The organism is Desulfitibacter alkalitolerans DSM 16504 (genome assembly GCF_000620305.1).
GTDB classification, from domain to species: domain Bacteria; phylum Bacillota; class DSM-16504; order Desulfitibacterales; family Desulfitibacteraceae; genus Desulfitibacter; species Desulfitibacter alkalitolerans.
On sequence record NZ_KK211100.1, the window covers coordinates 848,462 to 867,153 of the forward strand.

Below are 18,692 nucleotides of genomic sequence, written 5' to 3' on the forward strand. Positions count from 1 at the left end.
ACTTATTAAAAATACTACATAATCTTTTCTCTGGGATTATAGTTACTTATGTCCTGCAGTTTTCTATAGAGCTCTCTTTCCTCTTCAGTTAAATCAGGTGGAACTGCCACATCCAGGGTCACTAAAAGGTTTCCCTTCTCTTTTTCACTACCAAGTCCCAAACCCTTTAATCTTAAGACTTTACCTGAGCTGGTTCCTGGAGGAACTGTAAGACTTATTTTGCCCTTTGGGGTAGGAACCTGAATTTTTGCTCCTAATGCGGCTTCGCTGGGAGTAATGGGTACATTTAGCTTTATATCTGCACCGTCTATTTTGTACAGCTTGTGCTCATTGATCCTTACAACAAGATAGAGGTCACCGCTTTTGCCGCCCCTCATACCAGGCTGCCCCTTACCTGCCACCCTTATTTTTTGTCCATCTTTTACTCCGGCAGGTATTTTTATTTTCAATGTACTTCCGTCAACGTTTACCTGAGCAGTAATCCCGTTATATGCTTCTTCAACAGAAAGTCTTATCTCAGATTCAACATCATTACCTGTTGAGGCTGTATTGCCCCTGGCAGAGGAACCAAATCCAGAAGTGTCAAATCCGGAGTTGCCATATCCGCGGGCATCCATGCCATCAAAGCCTCCAAAGAATACTTTAAAAAAGTCGCTAAAATCAGCATCATGGCCGTTCATATTTGTATAGAATTTATAGCCGCCATTTTGTTTGCCCCTTGAAAAGCCATAAAAATTAGTATTAGCCTTCTGCCAGTTTTCCCCTGGCCCAAATCTATCCCAGTTAGCGCCTAATTCATCGTATTTTTGGCGTTTTTCTGGATCACTTAAAACCTCATAGGCCTCAGCTATTTCCTTGAACCTACTTTCAGCATTCTTATCTCCCTTGGTTTTATCAGGGTGATATTTTTTCACCAGCTTTCGATAGGCACTTTTTATTTCCTTTTCACCAGCTTTTTTATCCACACCTAGAGCTTCATAATAGTCCTTGTAATTCATTTCTTATCACCCCCGTAAATGAAGACTATTTTTCCCATTCACCCAATCTTTCCATGAGCTCGAGAATTATTTTTACCCCTGCAAGGTTTACACCCTTTTCCTGGGTCAGAAATCGAATATATTTTACTTTTTTTACATCCTTGTCACAGTATAAACGTGTGTTGCCAGGTGTTCTTTTAGGGCTGATAAGACCTTCCTCCTCATAGATTCTTAAGGTCCGCGGATGTACATCTGCAAGCCTTGCAGCTACACTTATAAAATATATCCCTTCTTTCCCATTTAGCGTCATAAAAATCACCCTCTACGTTTTAACTGAAAGGCAAATTAAGCTAATAAATCCTACTCGCCTTAACAGTAATTATTACTAATAATAAAATTATAAAATATAACAATAATATTGTCAAGTTTATTTGCATTGTTGTTTTCATATTTTCTAGTATTATATTGACACTTCCGGACTTTTGTTATTCAAAAAATCTAATTAATGAAAAGCACCCCACTCCCCTTGGTTTGTGGAAAGTGAGGTGTATTCCTCTTGTACTATATTTTTGCATCCTGCTTTCTATTATTAGCACCTCTAATTTTTTCGTTGTCTACTGCAGAACTTCCCTTGAGCAGCTTTTCATACCACAATCCATGTCGGTGCTTGACATAATCTAAATCCACCTTGCCCGTAAACATTCCCCTTAAAAGAGGCCTGTTTTCTTTAAAGATAAATGCTGCCAGATGACCAATTATCCCAAACAATAGTAGGAACGTTGCAATGTTATGAACAAGGGTTACCCAGATCATAAAGTCGTAATTGACATTAACAAAGCTAAAGTTTTTATATACCTTGATTAGACCTGTAATAATAAGGATTAAAAGATTCAACCCTATGAAAAAGTAGGCCAACCTTTGTTCTGCAAGATATTTGTCCGACGCAGGTTCCTTGCCAAAGCCCAGCATGGCTTTAATAATTAAATATGACTCTTTTAAATCGCCCCTTTTAGGAAAGATGTCAAATTGCTTTAAGCTTACATGGTAGATAATATGGTAAGTTACTGCCAGCAGCAACACAATGGCTGCTGCATAGTGAATCTGGCTGTTTATCACAAAGTTATCTGACCAGGAAAAGCCCGGTACATTGACAAGACCGTATCTCCGATACATGGGCATTTGACCAAACCCGGAAAACAAAAGCAGCAAAGTGGAAATTGCAACAGACCAATGGACAAGTATTACAGACAATGAATGTCTCTTAACCTTGTTCTCTTTTTTTAAAATTTTCTCTCCCATTTATCTTTCCCCCTTCATTGTTTTGTAGGATGCAATAGCTGCCGCAAAAATACCTGCTATTGGGGCTATAAGCATGGCCTTACCCATGCCATTTAGTTTTTCCAGGGGATTTTCAGCACCATGCATTCTTAAGGTATTCTGCTCTTCCTTTAGCTTATTGTCAATCACATCAAAGGAAACAGGAGAAACGTAGTAAGTGGAAGTGCCTCCATTTTCCTTATCTCCGTAGATAAAGCCTCCCATGTTCTGGGCTAAATCCTCTGCGTATTGCAGCACCTCATCCCTTAAGCCAAAGGTCATGGCATTATTTGGGCAGCCGGCAGCACAGGCTGGCTTTTCCCCTTTTGATATAAGGTCCTGGCAGAGATCACACTTGTACATAACTCCTCCCCCTGCCAGCTTGGGTGCAAGCTTTAAATACATCCCCACTCCTGCCTGTCTTTGAGGTATCCCCCAGGGACAAACATCCTTGCATTTAGAACCTCCCATACAGAAGTTGTGATCAATGGTAACTGCACCTTCTCTTGTCTTTTCCATAACACCAAAGGGACACATTTTGGCACAGGGAGGATTGTCACAGTGCATGCATCTTCTGGGAATGGATAATTCATAAGTTTTCCCCTTGTCCTCCACCTGGATGTTTTGCACGAAAATCCAGTTATAGGGAGTTAAGCGATTAGTTATATCCCGTTTTCCGCTCCAGTCCTCATGCTTTTTCTGGGGCCAGTAATCTGGAATATTATCAATTGGCTCTGGATACCTGTGCCCATTTTTCACTCTGCATGCTGTAACGCATTTTGGCGTATCAAACTCCTTACATCCATCACACCTGGTCATGTCAATAACTGTAGCATACTGCCCCTTGGAGTTTTCTGCATATACAGGACCTGCAGCAGCTCCTGTTACTGCAGTGGTGGTTATTGCAGCAGCTGCTGCAGTTCTTTTTATAAAATCTCTTCTACTTATAGAAGCCATGATAATTCCTCCCAAAACCTTTTATTGTGCTTTTTATTATACCATATATTTGCTTAGTATTTACGTAATTTTTATAATTTTTTTGCTTTTTAAACAAACAAAAAAACGTATCAGATAACTAGATATCTAATACGCTTAAATAAACCAGAGCTTTAATAATAATATGCAAAAGACACCAGGAAGATTATCTTCTTTTATTTTCACATAGTATATACGAAAATAATTAAGACCTAGTAAAGTGCTTTTTAGGCACTATTGTAGTGCTATCTCAGTGCCTATTGTAGTCCTATTGAAGTTGATAGAGCTTGTAATACATACCTCTTCTTTTAAGGAGCTCCTGATGGCTTCCACTCTCTATTATCCGCCCCTTATGAAAAACTAGTATTTTATCTGCATTTTGAACCGTGGATAGTCTATGGGCTACAATTATAGTGGTTCTGTTCTTTGAAAGCTTTTCCATTGCATTCTGAATGATGGCTTCCGACTGGGAATCAATGTTGGCAGTTGCCTCATCTAATATTAGAATCTTTGGGTCAAAGGCAAGGGCCCGGGCAAAGGCAATAAGCTGCCTTTGTCCTGTGGAAAGGGTAATTCCCCGCTCTTTAACCTGATAATCATAACCACCAGGAAGCTTGCTGATAAAATCATCTGCACCTACATGACCGGTGGCTTTTTTTGCAATTTCCTCATGAATCCTGCTGGAATCAAGGTGGATGTTGGCCATAATACTATCAGAAAAAAGAAACACATCCTGCATTACAGCAGCAATGCTCCTTCGCAGGCTGGCCTGGCTCAGCTCTTTAATAGGCATGTTATCAATAAAAATATCTCCCTTTTGAACGTCATATAATCTATTAATCAGGTTTATAACAGTTGTCTTTCCCGAACCAGTTGGACCCACTAGAGCTACAGTTTCCCCGGGCCTTATTTCAAAGCTCACATCCTTTAAAACCCAGTCCTGATCATTATAGGCAAACCAAACATTTTTAAACTCTATTTTACCCTGGACCTCTTTTAAAGGAATAGGAGTAATAGGATCCTTCACAGTTTCTTTTTCATCCAGGAGCATGAAAATCCGTTCAGACGAAACTACTGCACTTTGCAGTTGGGTGTATTTCTGGGTCATATCATTTATAGGTTGAAACAACCTTTCCGTATAGTTTATAAAGGCATACAATACTCCCAGCTGCATAGTGTCCTGAATTACCCCTGCACCACCATACCAGATGAGCAGCACCAGGATGAAAAAAAAGATTATATCTATTGAAGGCCTAAATAGAGCATGGGCTTTAATGGCCTTTAATTCAGCTTCATAATGCTCCTTGTTAATAGTTTCATACTCTTTAAATCTGCTCTCCTGCTGGTTAAATATTTGTACTATTTTCATGCCAGTAATATTTTCTTGAATAGACGAGTTCAGGGCGGCAAGCTTAACTCTAGCCTGTTGAAAAGCCCTTTGGGCCACCTTTTTATAAACATTTGTTGCAAACAGAATTAACGGTATTGATATAAGGCTGATTGCTGCCAGCCGCAAATCCAATTGGAGCATGACAATTATGATGGCGGCTATAAGAATAAAATCCCTGATAAAACCTATTAATACCTCGGTAAACATTTCATTAAGATTGGCAGTATCATTGGCCACCCGGGTAACAAGCCTGCCTACAGGGTTTTTGTCAAAGAAAGACAGGGATAAGCCCTGGAGATGGGTAAAGACCGCCTCCCTTATATCATACAAAATCCTCTGGCTGGCATAGTTTAAGAGATAGTTCTGAAGGTAATTGGCCGCAAAGCCCATGGTTATAATGGTAAAATATATAATCACCAGCTGAATAATATTATTAAAATTACCGTCACCTAAAATATGATTATCAATGGCAATCTTTACTATATAAGGCCGTGCTACAACAACCCCTGAAACAACCATAATGAGGATTAAGGAAAATATCACATATCCCCAGTATGGCCGAACATATTTTAAAAGCCTTTTTATTAACTGCCAATCATAAATTTTCCCTGAAATGGTTTCTTCAGCAAAAGTATTTTTACGCATGGGCATCACCCTCGTCAATTCTTTCTTCCTCTAGAAGCTGCATCTGGTACATCTTATAATAAAGGCCCTGATCATCCTGTATAAGCTCATCATGTTGTCCCTGCTGCACTATCCTGCCCTCATCCAGGACAATTATTTTGTCTGCATTCTTCACAGCAGATATTCTGTGGGAAATTGTGATTGTACTGCGATTTTGCCTGCAGCCATCTAAAAAGCCCAGTATCTTTTCTTCTGTTGCAGTATCTACTGCAGACAGGCTATCATCAAGTATCAGGATTGAGGGATTTACTAGAAGTGCCCTGGCTATGGCAATTCTCTGCTTCTGTCCGCCTGAAAGGGTAATACCCCTCTCCCCCACAACTGTTTCAAATTTATCGGGGAAATCCATAATATCATGGTATATGGAAGCAGCTTTAGCTGCCTCAACTATTTTTTCCATGGATGCTTCTGGATACCCAAAGGCTATGTTTTCCTTTATAGTCTTGGAAAATAAAAAGCTGTCCTGGGGAACATAGCCAATGTTCCTTCTTAAAGTCTCAATTGGAATGGTATGGATCTCTTTGCTGTCTATAAACAGACTACCCCTGGGAGTATCATAAAGCCGCAGCAGTAAATCTGCAATTGTGGACTTTCCACTACCGGTTCTGCCAAATACAGCTACAGTTTCACCCTGCTTAACTGACAGGGAAAAGTCCTTTAACACCCTTTCTGAGGTGCCAGGATAAGAAAAATTAAGATTTTTAAACTCAATACAGCCTTTAAAGGTTCTTATGGATTTATCCACTACCTTATCATCAACAATCTCCGGTTTTTCAGCTAATAATTCATTAATTCTTGCCATGGAGGCAGTTCCTCGCTGGAGCAGGTTAATAACGTAGCCAATGGCCATCATGGGCCAGGTAAGAAGCATTAAATATCCGTTAAAGGCAATAAAATCACCAATGGATATCCTCTCATTTATCACAAGGTATCCTCCATATCCCAGGACTACAAGGAAGCTTATGCTTGCCAGGTATTGAATAAAGGGATACAAAAATCCTGAAACCCTTACCAGTCTCATATTGGTCTCAATAATATCCCTGCTGGCTTTATTAAACTTATCTATTTGAACCTTTTCAAGGACAAAGGTTTTCACAACCCTCATGGCAGATATATTTTCCTGCACCTTATCAGTTAGAGCCGCAAAGGCACCCTGGACAATTTTAAATCTTTCATGAATTATCTTGTTGAAACGAGTAACTGACAGGGCTATGATGGGCAGTGGAGCAAGGGCAATTAAGGTTAAGCTTGGGTCAATAGTAGTAACCATGACAATGACGGCAAAGCCCGTAATGATTACAGCATCAGCAACCATGACCACTCCGCCGGCAAAGGCCATCCTTACAGCAGTCACATCATTAGAAGCTAGAGCCATTAAATCCCCTGTTTTAGTGTTATCATAAAACCTAGGGTCTAATAGGAGCAAATGCTTAAAAATCCTGTTTCGTAAATAATATTCAAGCTTGCGGGCAATTCCCACCACGTATATTCTCCATAAATACCGCGAAACAGCCAGGGCCAGGGCAATGATGCAGATTAAACCAATATATCTAATTAGCAGATCAGGTGAAGAAGCCTGGGCAATTACATCAACAGTAAGACCTAAAACCCTTGGCACTGCCACCTGCAGCAGGTTAGTAACAACTAACCACCAGACACCAATCAGGTATCCCTTTTTATTCTCTAGAAAAAAATCCTTTAATGTGATGAAATGTCTCATATACATTTTCCCCTTAACAATACATCATAAATTAATGCAGTTCTGCCTGATGAATGGAATTGCTTCTTGGATAGGCACTCTAGTATATATTGTATCATAAGGAACAGCAAAAAATAGAATCTTCATTGTTTTTCCATATATCTGGGCATAGGGTATTATTGATTAGCATAAATAATCCCCCCACTAATTGTTAATGGGGGGTAAATCTTTTAAACAGGCCTTCTTTTTAATACTGTAATATCTACCTCATGTCTGCCTATAATTTCTTTAATAGCACCAATATTTTCTTTAACGTTATTGATGGCACCTTCCATATAAGCAATATTATTAATCATTTGATCGTGTTCTGCTTTATTTATGTCTGCCTTATGTTCTAATGCTTTTAATATCAAGTGATCTTCTTTTTGCTGAGTTTTAATCAATTCTAAATCATTTTTCATCAACTTGATTTCACTGTTAACTGCTTCTACATTGCCTTTCAATGACTTGATTTCATTGTCAACTGCTTCTACATTGCCTTTTAATGACTTGATTTCACTGTCAACTGCTTCTACATTGTTTTTCAATGACTTGATTTCACTGTCAATTGCTTCTACATTGCCTTTTAATGACTTGATTTCATTGTCAATTGAATTAACTTTATCCCTGGTCAAACTTACTTCATTAAGTATACTGTTCAGGAGCTCCTTATCTGACATTTTTGCACCCCCAATAAACTATCTCTCATACTTTGAAATATATATGAAGTAAATTTAGTTGTCAATCAGCTAATAGAGTTTTAGCCTTAGTTAATTACCTCCAGTTCATGAATAAAGATTAATGGTCCAAGGACATCATGGTTGGCTACTTGTCCGGAAATATTTAACATCAACCCTTTTTCCTCTGCTTTTATTCTTTCAAGTCCATTATCTATAACTGCATTTGCTGCTACAGCAGTTATAAGGTCATTGGACTCATGGGTTTTTAAATAGAAGCCAGTCTGCTGCATGATTGGACTATAGGATATATCTACAACCTGAGCTGAGTAAAACTTCACAGAATCACCCGGTTTGCCTTTTGCCAACACATCTGACACTGTAACATACGTTTTTGGAGTACAGGCATTAGTAGATAACATACTAACTATTACAATTGCAATTAATAAAACTACATATCCTGGATCTTTTAAATATCTTGGATTTTTCATGTTTTTATTCCTTGCCTTCTCACTTTTAATGTTTGGTCTTGTTCTCCATTATTTCCAATTTCTTAATATAAATGCAAAGAAATTGAAAAAACCGCCATAGGATGCTGTATATGACGGCTTTTCAGAAGATACTGGTGAAGAGAGCTTTAATCCTTTAATAAAAGTAATGTAAGCAGTAAAACCCTTTGTAAAAGCTCACCACGATGGACTGCCTCATTTGGAGTATAAAGATCCTTGCAGGCGGGGCCAATGCCGCATACAACAGGCACCCTGGAAGGCACCTCACCTCCGGCTGATGGAAGCAGGCTTGTTTCCACCCCAAAGGGCAGCTTCCACTCTTCACAAATGGCTTTAAGATTTGTAAGAACATGGTTTTTGTTTTTATTTTTTAATAGGGGGGCTCTATCCTCAAGCTTTTCAATATACACGTTAACCCCCTTAGTATCTCCTGTAAAAATTTCTTCAATTTGCTTCTCAGTGCTATCAGCCAGGGTACTATTTAAATAAGTAACATATAATGTAGCCCTCACCCTATGGGGCAACAGCATACTGTGTCTTTCAGAGTTTATCTCCTGAACAGCAACAGACAGCTTTTTTTCCGGCTGATTAAGGGCCATTATTTTATCTGTTCTCTGCAGAAACCACGTTAGAACATCAGGCTGGCTGCCCCTTGAGCCAATCCTAAGAGAGCCTCCCTCAACAAGGATGCTAAACTTTCTAGATCCTCTACGCTGATCCACAACCTTGCCTTCTTTGAAACCAGGCTGCAGCACTAGAACCTGACGGGCTGTGCCGGCAGCTTTTCTTAGAAATGAACTGCTGTAGCGCATACCCCTGCCCTCATCGGAATAAATAAAAATTCCCAGGTTTGATGTGTGAAGCTTTTTAATTGAGCGCAAAGCTTCAAGGGTTTGCAGAATACACACAATACCTGCCCTGCTCGAACCTATACCCTCGCCATAGAGCCATTCCGGATCCTTGCGAAAGGGAACGGGATATCCTCCCCTGTCCCTGGGAACATCCACAGGAACAACAAGAAGGGTGCCATAGTTTAAGCCTGCTTTAGTTTGCCATGTCCAGGCAGAACGTCCATTTGTAAACTCTTCCACTGGCTTTAGCCCCAGTTTTGCCAGCCTTTCTTCAAACCTTCTAACAACAGTGCTTAACCCCACTGCATCATCAGTCCAACTGGGTAGATTAGTCCACAGCTTTAAATCCTCTTCCATTTTATCTCTATTCTTGGTGTGGTAACGAAATATATCCGCTTCCTTCTTATTGTGCCTTTCATTTATAAAAGGGGTCATTATGGAGGTTCCAAAATATCTTTTTGCTGCAGTTTCAAGAAGTGCATTAACCAGAGTTCCATAATCCAAACCCATTTTTTCAGCAGCAAAAACATAAGAGCCGCCTCTGCCAAGACTTGGCATTGAATTTATCTCCAGAATATATGGGTTGCCTTCCCTGTCCAGTCTAAAATCTACCCTGGCACAGTCAAAGCAGCCTATTGCCTTAAATGCAGCAATTGCTAACTCCTGAACTTTTTTAGTTTCCCCTTCAGATAAGGGTGCAGGGCAGATTTTTTCAATTTCTCTGCCGCTTCGGTTCACCTTATCCTCATAGGTATAAATCTGCTCACCCTCACCAAAGACTAGCTCCACAGGGGGAAGTGCCTCAACAGGGTCATTGCCAAGAAGCCCAACATTAACCTCTCTGCCCTCAATGTATTCCTCCACCAGGGTCGCTCCCTGAAACATATCATATATTACCCTGGCACCCTCCCTTAGCTCTTCCTCATTATTGACTATACGAAGTCCAAAGGAAACAGCTTCATCCTTGGGTTTTACAATAAGGGGATAGGAAAGATCCTCTGTAAGGGGTTCTTCTGGATTTTCCAACACAGCAAATTTGGGTGTAGGAAGTCCCTTTTCCTTTAAAATTATCTTTGTGACTACCTTGTCCAGGGCAATAGCATGGGTTTGGGGGTCAGACCCCACATAGGGAACCCCCAGCATCTCCAGTATGCTTGGAATGTGAGTATATCGAGACCGTCCTTGAATACCATAGCTTAAATTAAATACCAGTCCAGGCCTTTCACCTGATATTACCGAGGGCATAAACTCTTCAAGCTTGCGTATAATATTCTTGTCACCTTCAAAGGTTTTAACCTGATAGCCCCCTGCCTTAATTGCATCTCTTATTTTATTAATTGTTTGTAATCCGTATTTTTCTCGGTTTGGTACACCAAAGAGATTTATTACGGCTTGACTGTCTTTATTGTATACTATTGCTACCTTCATTTAGAATCACCCCTTTTTAATGCAGCAACAGACCTTGGTCCCCTTGCCGTTCCATCACGCCTGGGATCAGACACCCCAAAAAACCTATTACTATCCATGTCATAAAGCACTGCTTGTACACAGCCCAGATAAAAGCTATATGCTCCACGCTTTGTAATATCAAAGCGCGCCCTTTTTAAGGTGTTGATGGTTTCCTCAGGAAACCTTTTAAGTTCAATCTGTACCTTTCCATTGCTGGAAGAATGAAGCCTTGGTCCAACAACTGCCATGGAAAGGTTTTGCTTGGCATCAAACAAACGACTAATAACCTGGGCAAGGGTTGTTGCAATGCGTTCACTGCCTGGACTGCCTAACAAAATTTTAGGTTTCTCCTCCTCAAATATAATTGTAGGTGCAACGCTGCTCCATGGACGAGCTCCAGGCAGCAGGTAGTAAGGATGGGTCATGTCCTTGTACTCATATGCACTCATATAATTATTATAGAAAAAGCCCAGGCCACTAGCTGTGGTCTTACTCCCAAAAACTAGTTCAATTGACTGGGTAATTCCAACCATATTTCCATCTTTATCAGCAACTGACAAGTGGGTAGTCTCTCCTGAGGTTTTAGGATGGGGAATCTCAGGCAAGCAATATGTTATGGATTTTTTTAATCTCTTGGCAATTTCTTTGGCATATTCCTTATCAAGCATTACCTTGTTTGCCAGTTGGAAGAACAAATCTGGGTCAACAGGCATTTTCTGCCTTGTACGCAGAGCTGCTTTAAAGGTAAGGGCAAAAATTAGGCTGGCCAGGGGAGTCTCTGGTTCTAGCTCCTCTGGCTGAAAGTTTTCCATGACATTTAATATTTTTATCAAGGCCCTTCCAGCACCTGGGGGAGGAAAGGTAGCAATTCTATTATTTCGATAGCTTCCTTCAAGTACCTGCCTTTCTATGGGTATGGGTATCTGGCTTAAATCTGCCTGGGATATTAATCCACCCCTATCTGCCATATCCTTTAAGATTAATTCTCCTATTTCACCATGATAAAAATCCTGCCATCCATGCACAGCCATTCTTTCCATGCATTTAGCTAACTCAGGCTGCCTAACAATATCTCCTGCATTTGGTGGTTTATCATTTTTCAAGTAGTTTTTACGAAAATATTCGTCGCAGGCAAGCTTTTTAAGCTCCCTGTTAATTAATGTATGCTGCAGAGAGCTTATTCTAAAACCCTCTTGGGCTGCGGCAATGGCAGGTTCAAGAACCTCCTTTAAAGTTAACGCCCCATAATTTTCAAGGAGATATCCCAACACAGCCGGAGTTGAAGGAACTGTAGTTGCTGTAATTCCGTATTTTAACTTTTCAGAAGAAATGATGTTCTCAGGATGAATACCAAAGGGGGCCCTGGAAGAACCATCCAGGATAAAGGTTCTATTTTTTTCTGCAAGATGAACCAGAACCATGCTCTGCCCCCCCATGCCAGATGCTTGAGGCTCAGAAACTCCCAGGCAAAATGCAGCAGCCACAGCTGCGTCAATTGCATTTCCCCCTTTCTCAAGCATCTGAACTCCAGCATCGGTAGCTGGGCCAGATGCAGTAGATACCATTCCATATGGGCTGCTGGCTGTTTTGTCTTTTTCTATCATTATGCACTTAAGCCTCCTTAAATTCATCCTGATTTAATGGTTTTTTTGATAAAAGTCCTAATATAATTCTATTCTTTGTCTAGAAAACGGACTTTGTAAAGCTTTGCAGCTGACTTACGGCGATTAAAGCTTCTTTTAATGCCAAGTATTGCATTTTACTGAGCCTACTGGTTCTTATTAAATCGTCAGGCTCCTTTCCTTCCTTTAGCTTATCCAGGTTGCTCTTCAACCTAAAAACTACCAGAGATTGATATGCAGCCTCAATATATTCAGCATCCTCCCTTGGAAGCACGCCTTTTTTCATAAGCTGCTGAAGTCTTTTTAAAGTCGAAGTTTCGGCTATACCTTCTTTTAAGGATAATATTCTAATACATCTAACCACATGCATGCACGCCTGGGTTCTTAAGTTTATTTCAAAATCATGTGTATTGTGTACATCCTGTGAAATTAATACCCTTTTAAATAGCTTTGTAGGAATTTCACTGTTAACTTCCTCTTGTAACATAAGCTGGAGCATTTCCGGCTTTGAAAGTGCTGACATTGCCAGCATTTTTAACTTATCAGCTAGTTTTTTTCTTCCATAAACAGGTCTAAAATCAAGAAAATTGGTTATTAACGTCACTTCACCAGAATTTAAATCATGGGCCCACTTATTTACAATTTGTTCCCAGCCATCCAGGCTGTTGCACCACCTGGCATCATGGGCAGCTATGTCACCCTTGAATTTTGCGTTGCCGCTTTTCTCGATACCCTGTACTACCTTGCCAGCAAGCCTCAAAAAGTAATCCTTGACAAACCCATTTTTTTCAGAGGATATGTTGTCAAATATGACTGCATTGTTCTGATCCATGGTCAGGAGCTGCTCCTTACGTCCACCACTGCCTAAAGTAAGCCAGCAGTAATCAGCTGGAGGATACCCTAACCCTTCCTTAAACATCTCCTGCTCACATAATTCTATAATTTTTCTCGTAATCCTGTCTTTGTACTCTGTTATTAATTCACATATTTCCACTGGGGGGGCTTTTTCTGATACTAAGGCCTTTAGAACATTATCCACCTGGGGTTTTAAAGCCCTTAAGCCCTCAAGACTATTTTGGCTTTCAATTTCATCTATAATACTGAAGGCTCCCATGCTCCTGAATCTAACCATATCCCCCATTGATACAATTCCCTTTAATTCATCATTTTCTGTGATAAGCACATGCTTGCATTTGTTCTTGGTCATTGCTAAAAGACCCTGATGAAAGGAAGCCTCTGGTGAAAGCTCAATGGGATGGGCATCCATTACCTCCTTGGCAGTTGGCCAGCTTGCAGGTGGCATGCATGCAGTAAGACATTTTCCAACCAGATCCTTCTCAGAAATAATCCCCAAATATCGATCATCATTATCCAGCACCACTATAGAGCTAATATTCTTGTTTTTCATTGTCTCAGCAATCTTCTGCACCTTTTCATTTTCATAGCAGGTAGCCACAGGAGTGCTCATCATCTCCTTCAGAGAATGTCTGAACAGATTTGTTTCTAATCCGGAAACTTCATAGGTCTGATTCATGACAAGCTCCTGATATACTGAGCGCATCCTTTCTGAAAGAATATGGCTAAAATGCTTGGCAAAGCACGGATGCTTTACGCATAAATCTTCAAAGGTTTCCTTATCCAATGAAAAGCAGTGTAAATCCTCGACTGCTTTTACAGAAGCCGGATATGTATTGCCGCTTAAAAAAACAGTTTCTCCAAAGAAATCTCCGGGTTTCCTATAGGATACCCCAATATCCTGGTTTTCCATAGAGACAATAACCTCGGCCAATCCTTTAAAAACAATATATAGTGTATTGTGTGAGGGCTCTCCCTTCTTAAAAATAAAGCTGTGCTGGGGATATTTCTTCAATTCTAACCGCGAGCATATCTGAATTAGGGTAACCTTGGGCAAAGAAATAAAGGGTCGCGTATTTTGCAGGAAAGATATACACTCCATAAAACAACCTCCTCCATAGTGTAAATTTTCTGAAAATTATTCTTGATATATATTATTCTATTTCCCAGCCAGGTTTTCCTTCACGTGATAATCCTTTTTATGTAAAACCCTTAAAAAACATTTATAACGACATTTAGATTCCTTATATATGCAGGCACCTAATTCATTGAACATAAAGCAGGAGTTACAATTATACTGTAGAATGGTTACATAAGATTGAAAGTTATATTATATTTCAAAAGGGGGAAACTTCTTGAGATTAAAGGATAAGACAGCTATTATCACAGGTGGTGGCGGAGGTATTGGATGGTCTGCCGGCTTATTATTTCAACAGGAGGGTGCAAAGGTAGTTTTAGGAGATATTAATGATTTGTCTGAAGAAAATAAGGATTTTATTAAAGGTAAGGATAATATTCTCTTTGTTAAGTCTGATGTATCTACAGAAGCCGGAGCCAAAGAAATAGTACAAAGGACAATTGAGAGTTTTGGCAGGGTGGATATACTTATTAATAATGCTGGGATAAATCCATCTGGGACTGTTGTAGATACACCCCTGAAACTATATGAAAAAATTATCAATGTTAATTTAACCAGTGCTTTTTTGTGCAGCAAATATGCAATACCATATATGCTGGAGCAAAAGTGCGGTTCAATTGTCAATATCTCATCCATAAATGGTATCCGGGGTAATGTTAATTTAGCGGCCTACTGTGCAAGCAAGGGCGGTATGGTCTCCTTAACCCATGCAATGGCCATGGATTACGCAGATAAAGGTATCAGGGTTAATTGCATCTGTCCGGGCAGCATAAAAACAAAAATGCTTGAGGATGTGTTTAAAAAAGCAGGAGACAAAATGATAGATGCCCTCCTTGCTAAAAGCCCCATGGGACGATTTGGAGAAGCTCTTGAAGTAGCTTATGCAGCATTATTTCTAGCCAGTGATGAAGCATCCTTTATAACTGGTATTGCCATGCCGGTTGATGGTGGTAGGAGTATAAGATAGGAGTAAAGTTTAAAGTTAAGTTTAAAGTTAAGTTAAAGTAAAAAGTAAAATGTATCAATAATACATAGAGGAGGTCTCCTATGACACAGATTGGTTTTATCGGTTTGGGAATGATGGGCAAAGAGATGACTAGGTGTTGGAAGAAAAGGCTGGTGTAATGGTAAAAAGAAAGTAAAAAACTCTTGTTAGGGGGCACATCTTCCTTTGTGGTCATGCTTTATAATGGAGATATGGCCCCTAACTTATGAATTGCTCCTGCGGTATAGCTATATAGGCTGCAGCTATATAGACGGGAGTGTGAATTCCTTTACCAGGTTGGGAGGTTCTCCCCCAGTGCATGCAATTACCAGGTTTTTTGCAGCAAGGGCAGCCATTGCATGATGGGTTTTTGCCGTTGCAGAACCAATATGGGGAACTGTTACCACGTTTTTCATTTTAAGTAGGGGGTTATTGGGATCTACCGGCTCTTGTTCAAACACATCCAGGCCTGCTGCATAAATTTTTCCTTCCTGTAAAGCCTTGATAAGTGCTTTTTCATTAACAGTCTTTCCTCGGGACACATTAACAAAAACAGCCGTTTCTTTCATCAAGGAAAATTCCCTTTCACCCATTAAATATTTAGTCTCAGGGGTCAGGGGTGTCAGCAGCACTACAAAATCAGATTCCTTAAGGAGCTGGTCCAAGGGCCTATATTCTACCCCAAGCCTGGCCTCCACATCAGGTTTTTGGGAACGGTTATTATAAACAACACTCATATTAAAACCAAGCTTGCCCCGTCTTGCAACTGCTTCGCCAATTCTACCCATTCCTATAATTCCAAGGACAGCTCCATGGACATCATAGCCGTAAAATCGTTCCTCTGGCCCCTTTACCCAATGGCCATCCTTAACATATCTATCAAGCTCCACAATCCGTCTTGACGCTGCCAGCATTAGTGCAAAAGTTGTATCTGCTACAGTTTCATCAAGGACAGATGGTGTATTTGTTCCTATTATTCCCTTTTCTTTCATGAGTTCAATATCAAAATTGTCATACCCTACTGCATCATTGCTTATAACCTTTAGATTGGGGACAAGGTCAAGGAGCTCCCTGTCTATCTTATGATACTTAAGCATCAACCCCTCAATATCACTATTCTCAGCTAGTGCTTTCAGCAAATCCTCGCGGGAAATAGGGTGTTTGCCTTCCCATTTAAAATATTGGCAGTGCTCTCCTATGTATCTCTCAACTTCAATTGGAATAGGTGTTGCTATGAATACTTTAGGTTTCATTTTGTTCCTCCTTATCAATGTATTGGGGATTCAACCAAAACAAGACAGAGGAACCGTCCCCTTGTCTTGTTTATCATTGTAAATAGTCTGGTGCAGTACCCTTGAAAACTCTTCTATCTTGTAGGGTTTAGCTATAATGCCTTTAAAACCATATTGTCTATAATTGGCCATAACCGGATCATTTGAATATCCACTGGAAACTATCACCTTTGCAGTACTATCAATGGTAAGCAGATGTTTAACTGCATTCTTTCCACCCATTCCCCCGGGAATGGTTAAATCCATTATGACAGCATCAAAGGGATTGCCAGTATCCTTGGCAAAGAGATATTTTTCAACTACTTCTTCGCCACATAAAGCAAATTCATGTTCATAGCCAAGGGTAGACAGCATTTCACCAGCAAGAGTTCTTATTCCCTCTTCGTCATCCATAAACAATATCCTTCCGCTGCCATAAATAACTGCTTCATCATCCCTATTAAAGGCACTATCCCTTGAAATGGGAAGATAAATATAAAAACTGCTGCCCCTGCCTTCCTCAGATTCTACTTTGATAAATCCATCATGCTTTTTAATTATTGAGTAGGAAGTAGCCAAACCCAGGCCTGTACCTCCAGTCTTGGTGGTGAAGAAGGGGTCAAAGACTTTATGCAGGTCACCCCTGGAAATACCAATACCTTCATCTTTAATAGATATTTTAACATATTTTCCATCCCCAAGGGGTATGAAATGGCTTCTCTTCTCGTTTTTCATATTAATATTTTCAGCCGTTACCCACAGGTTTCCTTCCTCTGGCATGGCCTGTACAGCATTGATAATAATGTTACTTATAACCTGGCTGAACTGCCCCTCATCAATCTTTACAGGATATAAGTTTTGGTCCAGGGAAAGCTTGCAGCTGACATTTGAGCCACTTAAAGCCATATTTACATTGTCCTTTAACAAGTTTTTAATGCATAAGGTTTTCTTTAATGGTGCTCCACCCTTGGCAAATACAAATAGCTGCTTTGTCAAGTCCTTTGCCTGGAGCGTAACCTTCTCAATGCTGTCAAGCTTTTCATATATCTTATTTATGTCCTTATACTTTTTTGCAAGGGTCACGTTTCCAAGCATAATGGTTAAAAGATTATTATAGTCATGGGCAATACCTCCAGCCAACAGACCTATTGCTTCCAGCTTGTCTGCTTTAATAAGCTCACTTTCCATGAGCTTGCGCTCTGTAATATTTTGTACCACCCTCATTATGGTATATACCTTTTCTTTGCTGTGAAAAGGTACTACTGTATTGAGAAACGTCTGGTCATTTAATGTAATTTCAAAGGACGACTGGTTTCCATTAAAGGCAGCCTGTAGGTGGGGTTCCATTTCCTTGCACTTTTCCTGGGGTAAAGTCTCGTATATTGTTTTTCCCAGGTGCTCTTTACAAATAGCCGCTTTTTCCATACCCATACCCTCGATCATTAGATATCGATAGTTTTCATCATGAATAATTATAAAACCGTCAGGAAAATTGCTGGCTATAAGTCGAAATCTCTTTTCACTTTCCCTTAGGTCATCCTCTGCCTTTTTCCTTTCAGCAATGTCTCTCACAATAGCCATTAGATTTCCATTGGATAGTTTTTTTGCTGATAGCTCCACTGGAACCAGTGTTCCATCCTTTCTTAAAATACATAATTCCTTGAAAAGACTATGCCCCTCCACAAGTCTTTTGAAATCGTTAATTTCTGTTTTTTTATTCTCCTCTGGAATTAAATCAATAACATTCATCTGTATTAATTCTGTCTTTGTATAACCCACTAATTCACATCCACTGCTGTTAACTTCTAGATAATTTCCCTTTTCATCTACAATAAATATTCCATCTATAGCTTGCTCAATCAAGGTACGATACTTTTCCTCACTAGCTCTAATCATACTGTGGGAATCCTGTATATTCTGGAGCATATTATTAATTTCTCTTGCTACAACTCCAAATTCATTATCCATGTGGGCAAATCTCAGTCTTTTAGCCAGATCATAGCTTTCACCAATGGCTTTTATTTCCCTGCTTAGCTGTATTAGCCGGGAAAGAATACTTCTTTCCAAGAAGAATACTACTAAAAAAACCGTAACCATTCCCATAAAAAATTGAAAAAAGATAAGATTTTCAACTATATGATGATTGATGTTTGTAGTAATAATGGCTGTTAAACTAATAAAAATAACCCCCAGAGTTAAATAAATCCTTTTCCTAATCCTCAATTCATAAACCCCCAACTTCATCCAATATGAG

14 protein-coding genes are annotated in these 18,692 nt (G+C 39.8%); 1 reads left to right on the top strand and 13 read right to left on the bottom strand.

The window, feature by feature from the left end; all coding sequences use genetic code 11:
• Nucleotides 1–14: 14 nt before the first annotated feature.
• From K364_RS0109940 to K364_RS0109990, 11 genes are all read right to left on the bottom strand, one after another.
• Complete coding sequence (locus tag K364_RS0109940) at nt 15–998, bottom strand: DnaJ C-terminal domain-containing protein (RefSeq protein WP_028307905.1); 984 nt, start codon at nt 996–998, stop codon at nt 15–17.
• Between the two features lie 25 nt (nt 999–1,023).
• Nucleotides 1,024–1,287, bottom strand: a complete 264-nt coding sequence (locus K364_RS23535) for a MerR family transcriptional regulator (protein WP_051533941.1) — start codon at nt 1,285–1,287, stop codon at nt 1,024–1,026.
• Between the two features lie 251 nt (nt 1,288–1,538).
• Nucleotides 1,539–2,276, bottom strand: a complete 738-nt coding sequence (locus tag K364_RS26670; RefSeq protein WP_028307906.1) for a formate dehydrogenase subunit gamma — start codon at nt 2,274–2,276, stop codon at nt 1,539–1,541.
• On the bottom strand, nt 2,277–3,251 hold the full coding sequence (locus K364_RS26675; RefSeq protein ID WP_028307907.1) for a 4Fe-4S dicluster domain-containing protein: 975 nt from the start codon (nt 3,249–3,251) through the stop codon (nt 2,277–2,279).
• Nucleotides 3,252–3,537: 286 nt separating this feature from the next.
• Nucleotides 3,538–5,304 (bottom strand): ABC transporter ATP-binding protein, encoded by a 1,767-nt coding sequence (locus tag K364_RS0109960; RefSeq protein WP_028307908.1) that lies wholly within the window; start codon nt 5,302–5,304, stop codon nt 3,538–3,540.
• Complete coding sequence (locus tag K364_RS0109965) at nt 5,297–7,063, bottom strand: ABC transporter ATP-binding protein (RefSeq protein WP_028307909.1); 1,767 nt, start codon at nt 7,061–7,063, stop codon at nt 5,297–5,299. Before K364_RS0109965 ends, K364_RS0109960 begins: the two co-directional genes overlap by 8 nt.
• A 209-nt stretch (nt 7,064–7,272) precedes the next feature.
• Complete coding sequence (locus tag K364_RS0109970; protein WP_028307910.1) at nt 7,273–7,761, bottom strand: coiled-coil domain-containing protein; 489 nt, start codon at nt 7,759–7,761, stop codon at nt 7,273–7,275.
• Between the two features lie 86 nt (nt 7,762–7,847).
• Nucleotides 7,848–8,249, bottom strand: coding sequence for a hypothetical protein (locus K364_RS0109975; RefSeq protein ID WP_028307911.1), 402 nt, complete (start codon nt 8,247–8,249; stop codon nt 7,848–7,850).
• Between the two features lie 146 nt (nt 8,250–8,395).
• Complete coding sequence (locus K364_RS0109980; RefSeq protein WP_028307912.1) at nt 8,396–10,546, bottom strand: M20/M25/M40 family metallo-hydrolase; 2,151 nt, start codon at nt 10,544–10,546, stop codon at nt 8,396–8,398.
• Nucleotides 10,543–12,171 carry a gamma-glutamyltransferase gene (ggt, locus tag K364_RS0109985; protein WP_028307913.1) on the bottom strand — a complete coding sequence of 543 codons (1,629 nt, stop codon included), beginning with the start codon at nt 12,169–12,171 and terminating at the stop codon, nt 10,543–10,545. Before ggt ends, K364_RS0109980 begins: the two co-directional genes overlap by 4 nt.
• Before the next feature lie 79 nt (nt 12,172–12,250).
• Nucleotides 12,251–14,146 carry a DUF294 nucleotidyltransferase-like domain-containing protein gene (locus K364_RS0109990; RefSeq protein ID WP_028307914.1) on the bottom strand — a complete coding sequence of 632 codons (1,896 nt, stop codon included), beginning with the start codon at nt 14,144–14,146 and terminating at the stop codon, nt 12,251–12,253.
• Between the two features lie 253 nt (nt 14,147–14,399).
• Between K364_RS0109990 and K364_RS0109995 the strand changes: the two genes are divergently transcribed.
• Nucleotides 14,400–15,149 (top strand): SDR family NAD(P)-dependent oxidoreductase, encoded by a 750-nt coding sequence (locus K364_RS0109995; RefSeq protein WP_028307915.1) that lies wholly within the window; start codon nt 14,400–14,402, stop codon nt 15,147–15,149.
• 281 nt (nt 15,150–15,430) lie between these two features.
• Here K364_RS0109995 and K364_RS0110000 read toward each other — a convergent pair whose 3' ends face one another.
• Nucleotides 15,431–16,420, bottom strand: a complete 990-nt coding sequence (locus K364_RS0110000) for a 2-hydroxyacid dehydrogenase (protein WP_028307916.1) — start codon at nt 16,418–16,420, stop codon at nt 15,431–15,433.
• 30 nt (nt 16,421–16,450) lie between these two features.
• Entirely contained in the window at nt 16,451–18,661 is a 2,211-nt protein-coding gene (locus K364_RS25575) for a PAS domain S-box protein (protein WP_169734751.1), read from the bottom strand.
• Between the last annotated feature and the right edge of the window lie 31 nt (nt 18,662–18,692).

Coding starts and splice junctions, on each gene's coding strand:
- K364_RS0109940 (WP_028307905.1), bottom strand. CDS start 998: ATGAATTACAAGGACTATTATGAAGCTCTAGGTGTGGATAAAAAAGCT.
- K364_RS23535 (WP_051533941.1), bottom strand. CDS start 1,287: ATGACGCTAAATGGGAAAGAAGGGATATATTTTATAAGTGTAGCTGCA.
- K364_RS26670 (WP_028307906.1), bottom strand. CDS start 2,276: ATGGGAGAGAAAATTTTAAAAAAAGAGAACAAGGTTAAGAGACATTCA.
- K364_RS26675 (WP_028307907.1), bottom strand. CDS start 3,251: ATGGCTTCTATAAGTAGAAGAGATTTTATAAAAAGAACTGCAGCAGCT.
- K364_RS0109960 (WP_028307908.1), bottom strand. CDS start 5,304: ATGCGTAAAAATACTTTTGCTGAAGAAACCATTTCAGGGAAAATTTAT.
- K364_RS0109965 (WP_028307909.1), bottom strand. CDS start 7,063: ATGAGACATTTCATCACATTAAAGGATTTTTTTCTAGAGAATAAAAAG.
- K364_RS0109970 (WP_028307910.1), bottom strand. CDS start 7,761: ATGTCAGATAAGGAGCTCCTGAACAGTATACTTAATGAAGTAAGTTTG.
- K364_RS0109975 (WP_028307911.1), bottom strand. CDS start 8,249: ATGAAAAATCCAAGATATTTAAAAGATCCAGGATATGTAGTTTTATTA.
- K364_RS0109980 (WP_028307912.1), bottom strand. CDS start 10,546: ATGAAGGTAGCAATAGTATACAATAAAGACAGTCAAGCCGTAATAAAT.
- ggt (WP_028307913.1), bottom strand. CDS start 12,171: ATGATAGAAAAAGACAAAACAGCCAGCAGCCCATATGGAATGGTATCT.
- K364_RS0109990 (WP_028307914.1), bottom strand. CDS start 14,146: ATGGAGTGTATATCTTTCCTGCAAAATACGCGACCCTTTATTTCTTTG.
- K364_RS0110000 (WP_028307916.1), bottom strand. CDS start 16,420: ATGAAACCTAAAGTATTCATAGCAACACCTATTCCAATTGAAGTTGAG.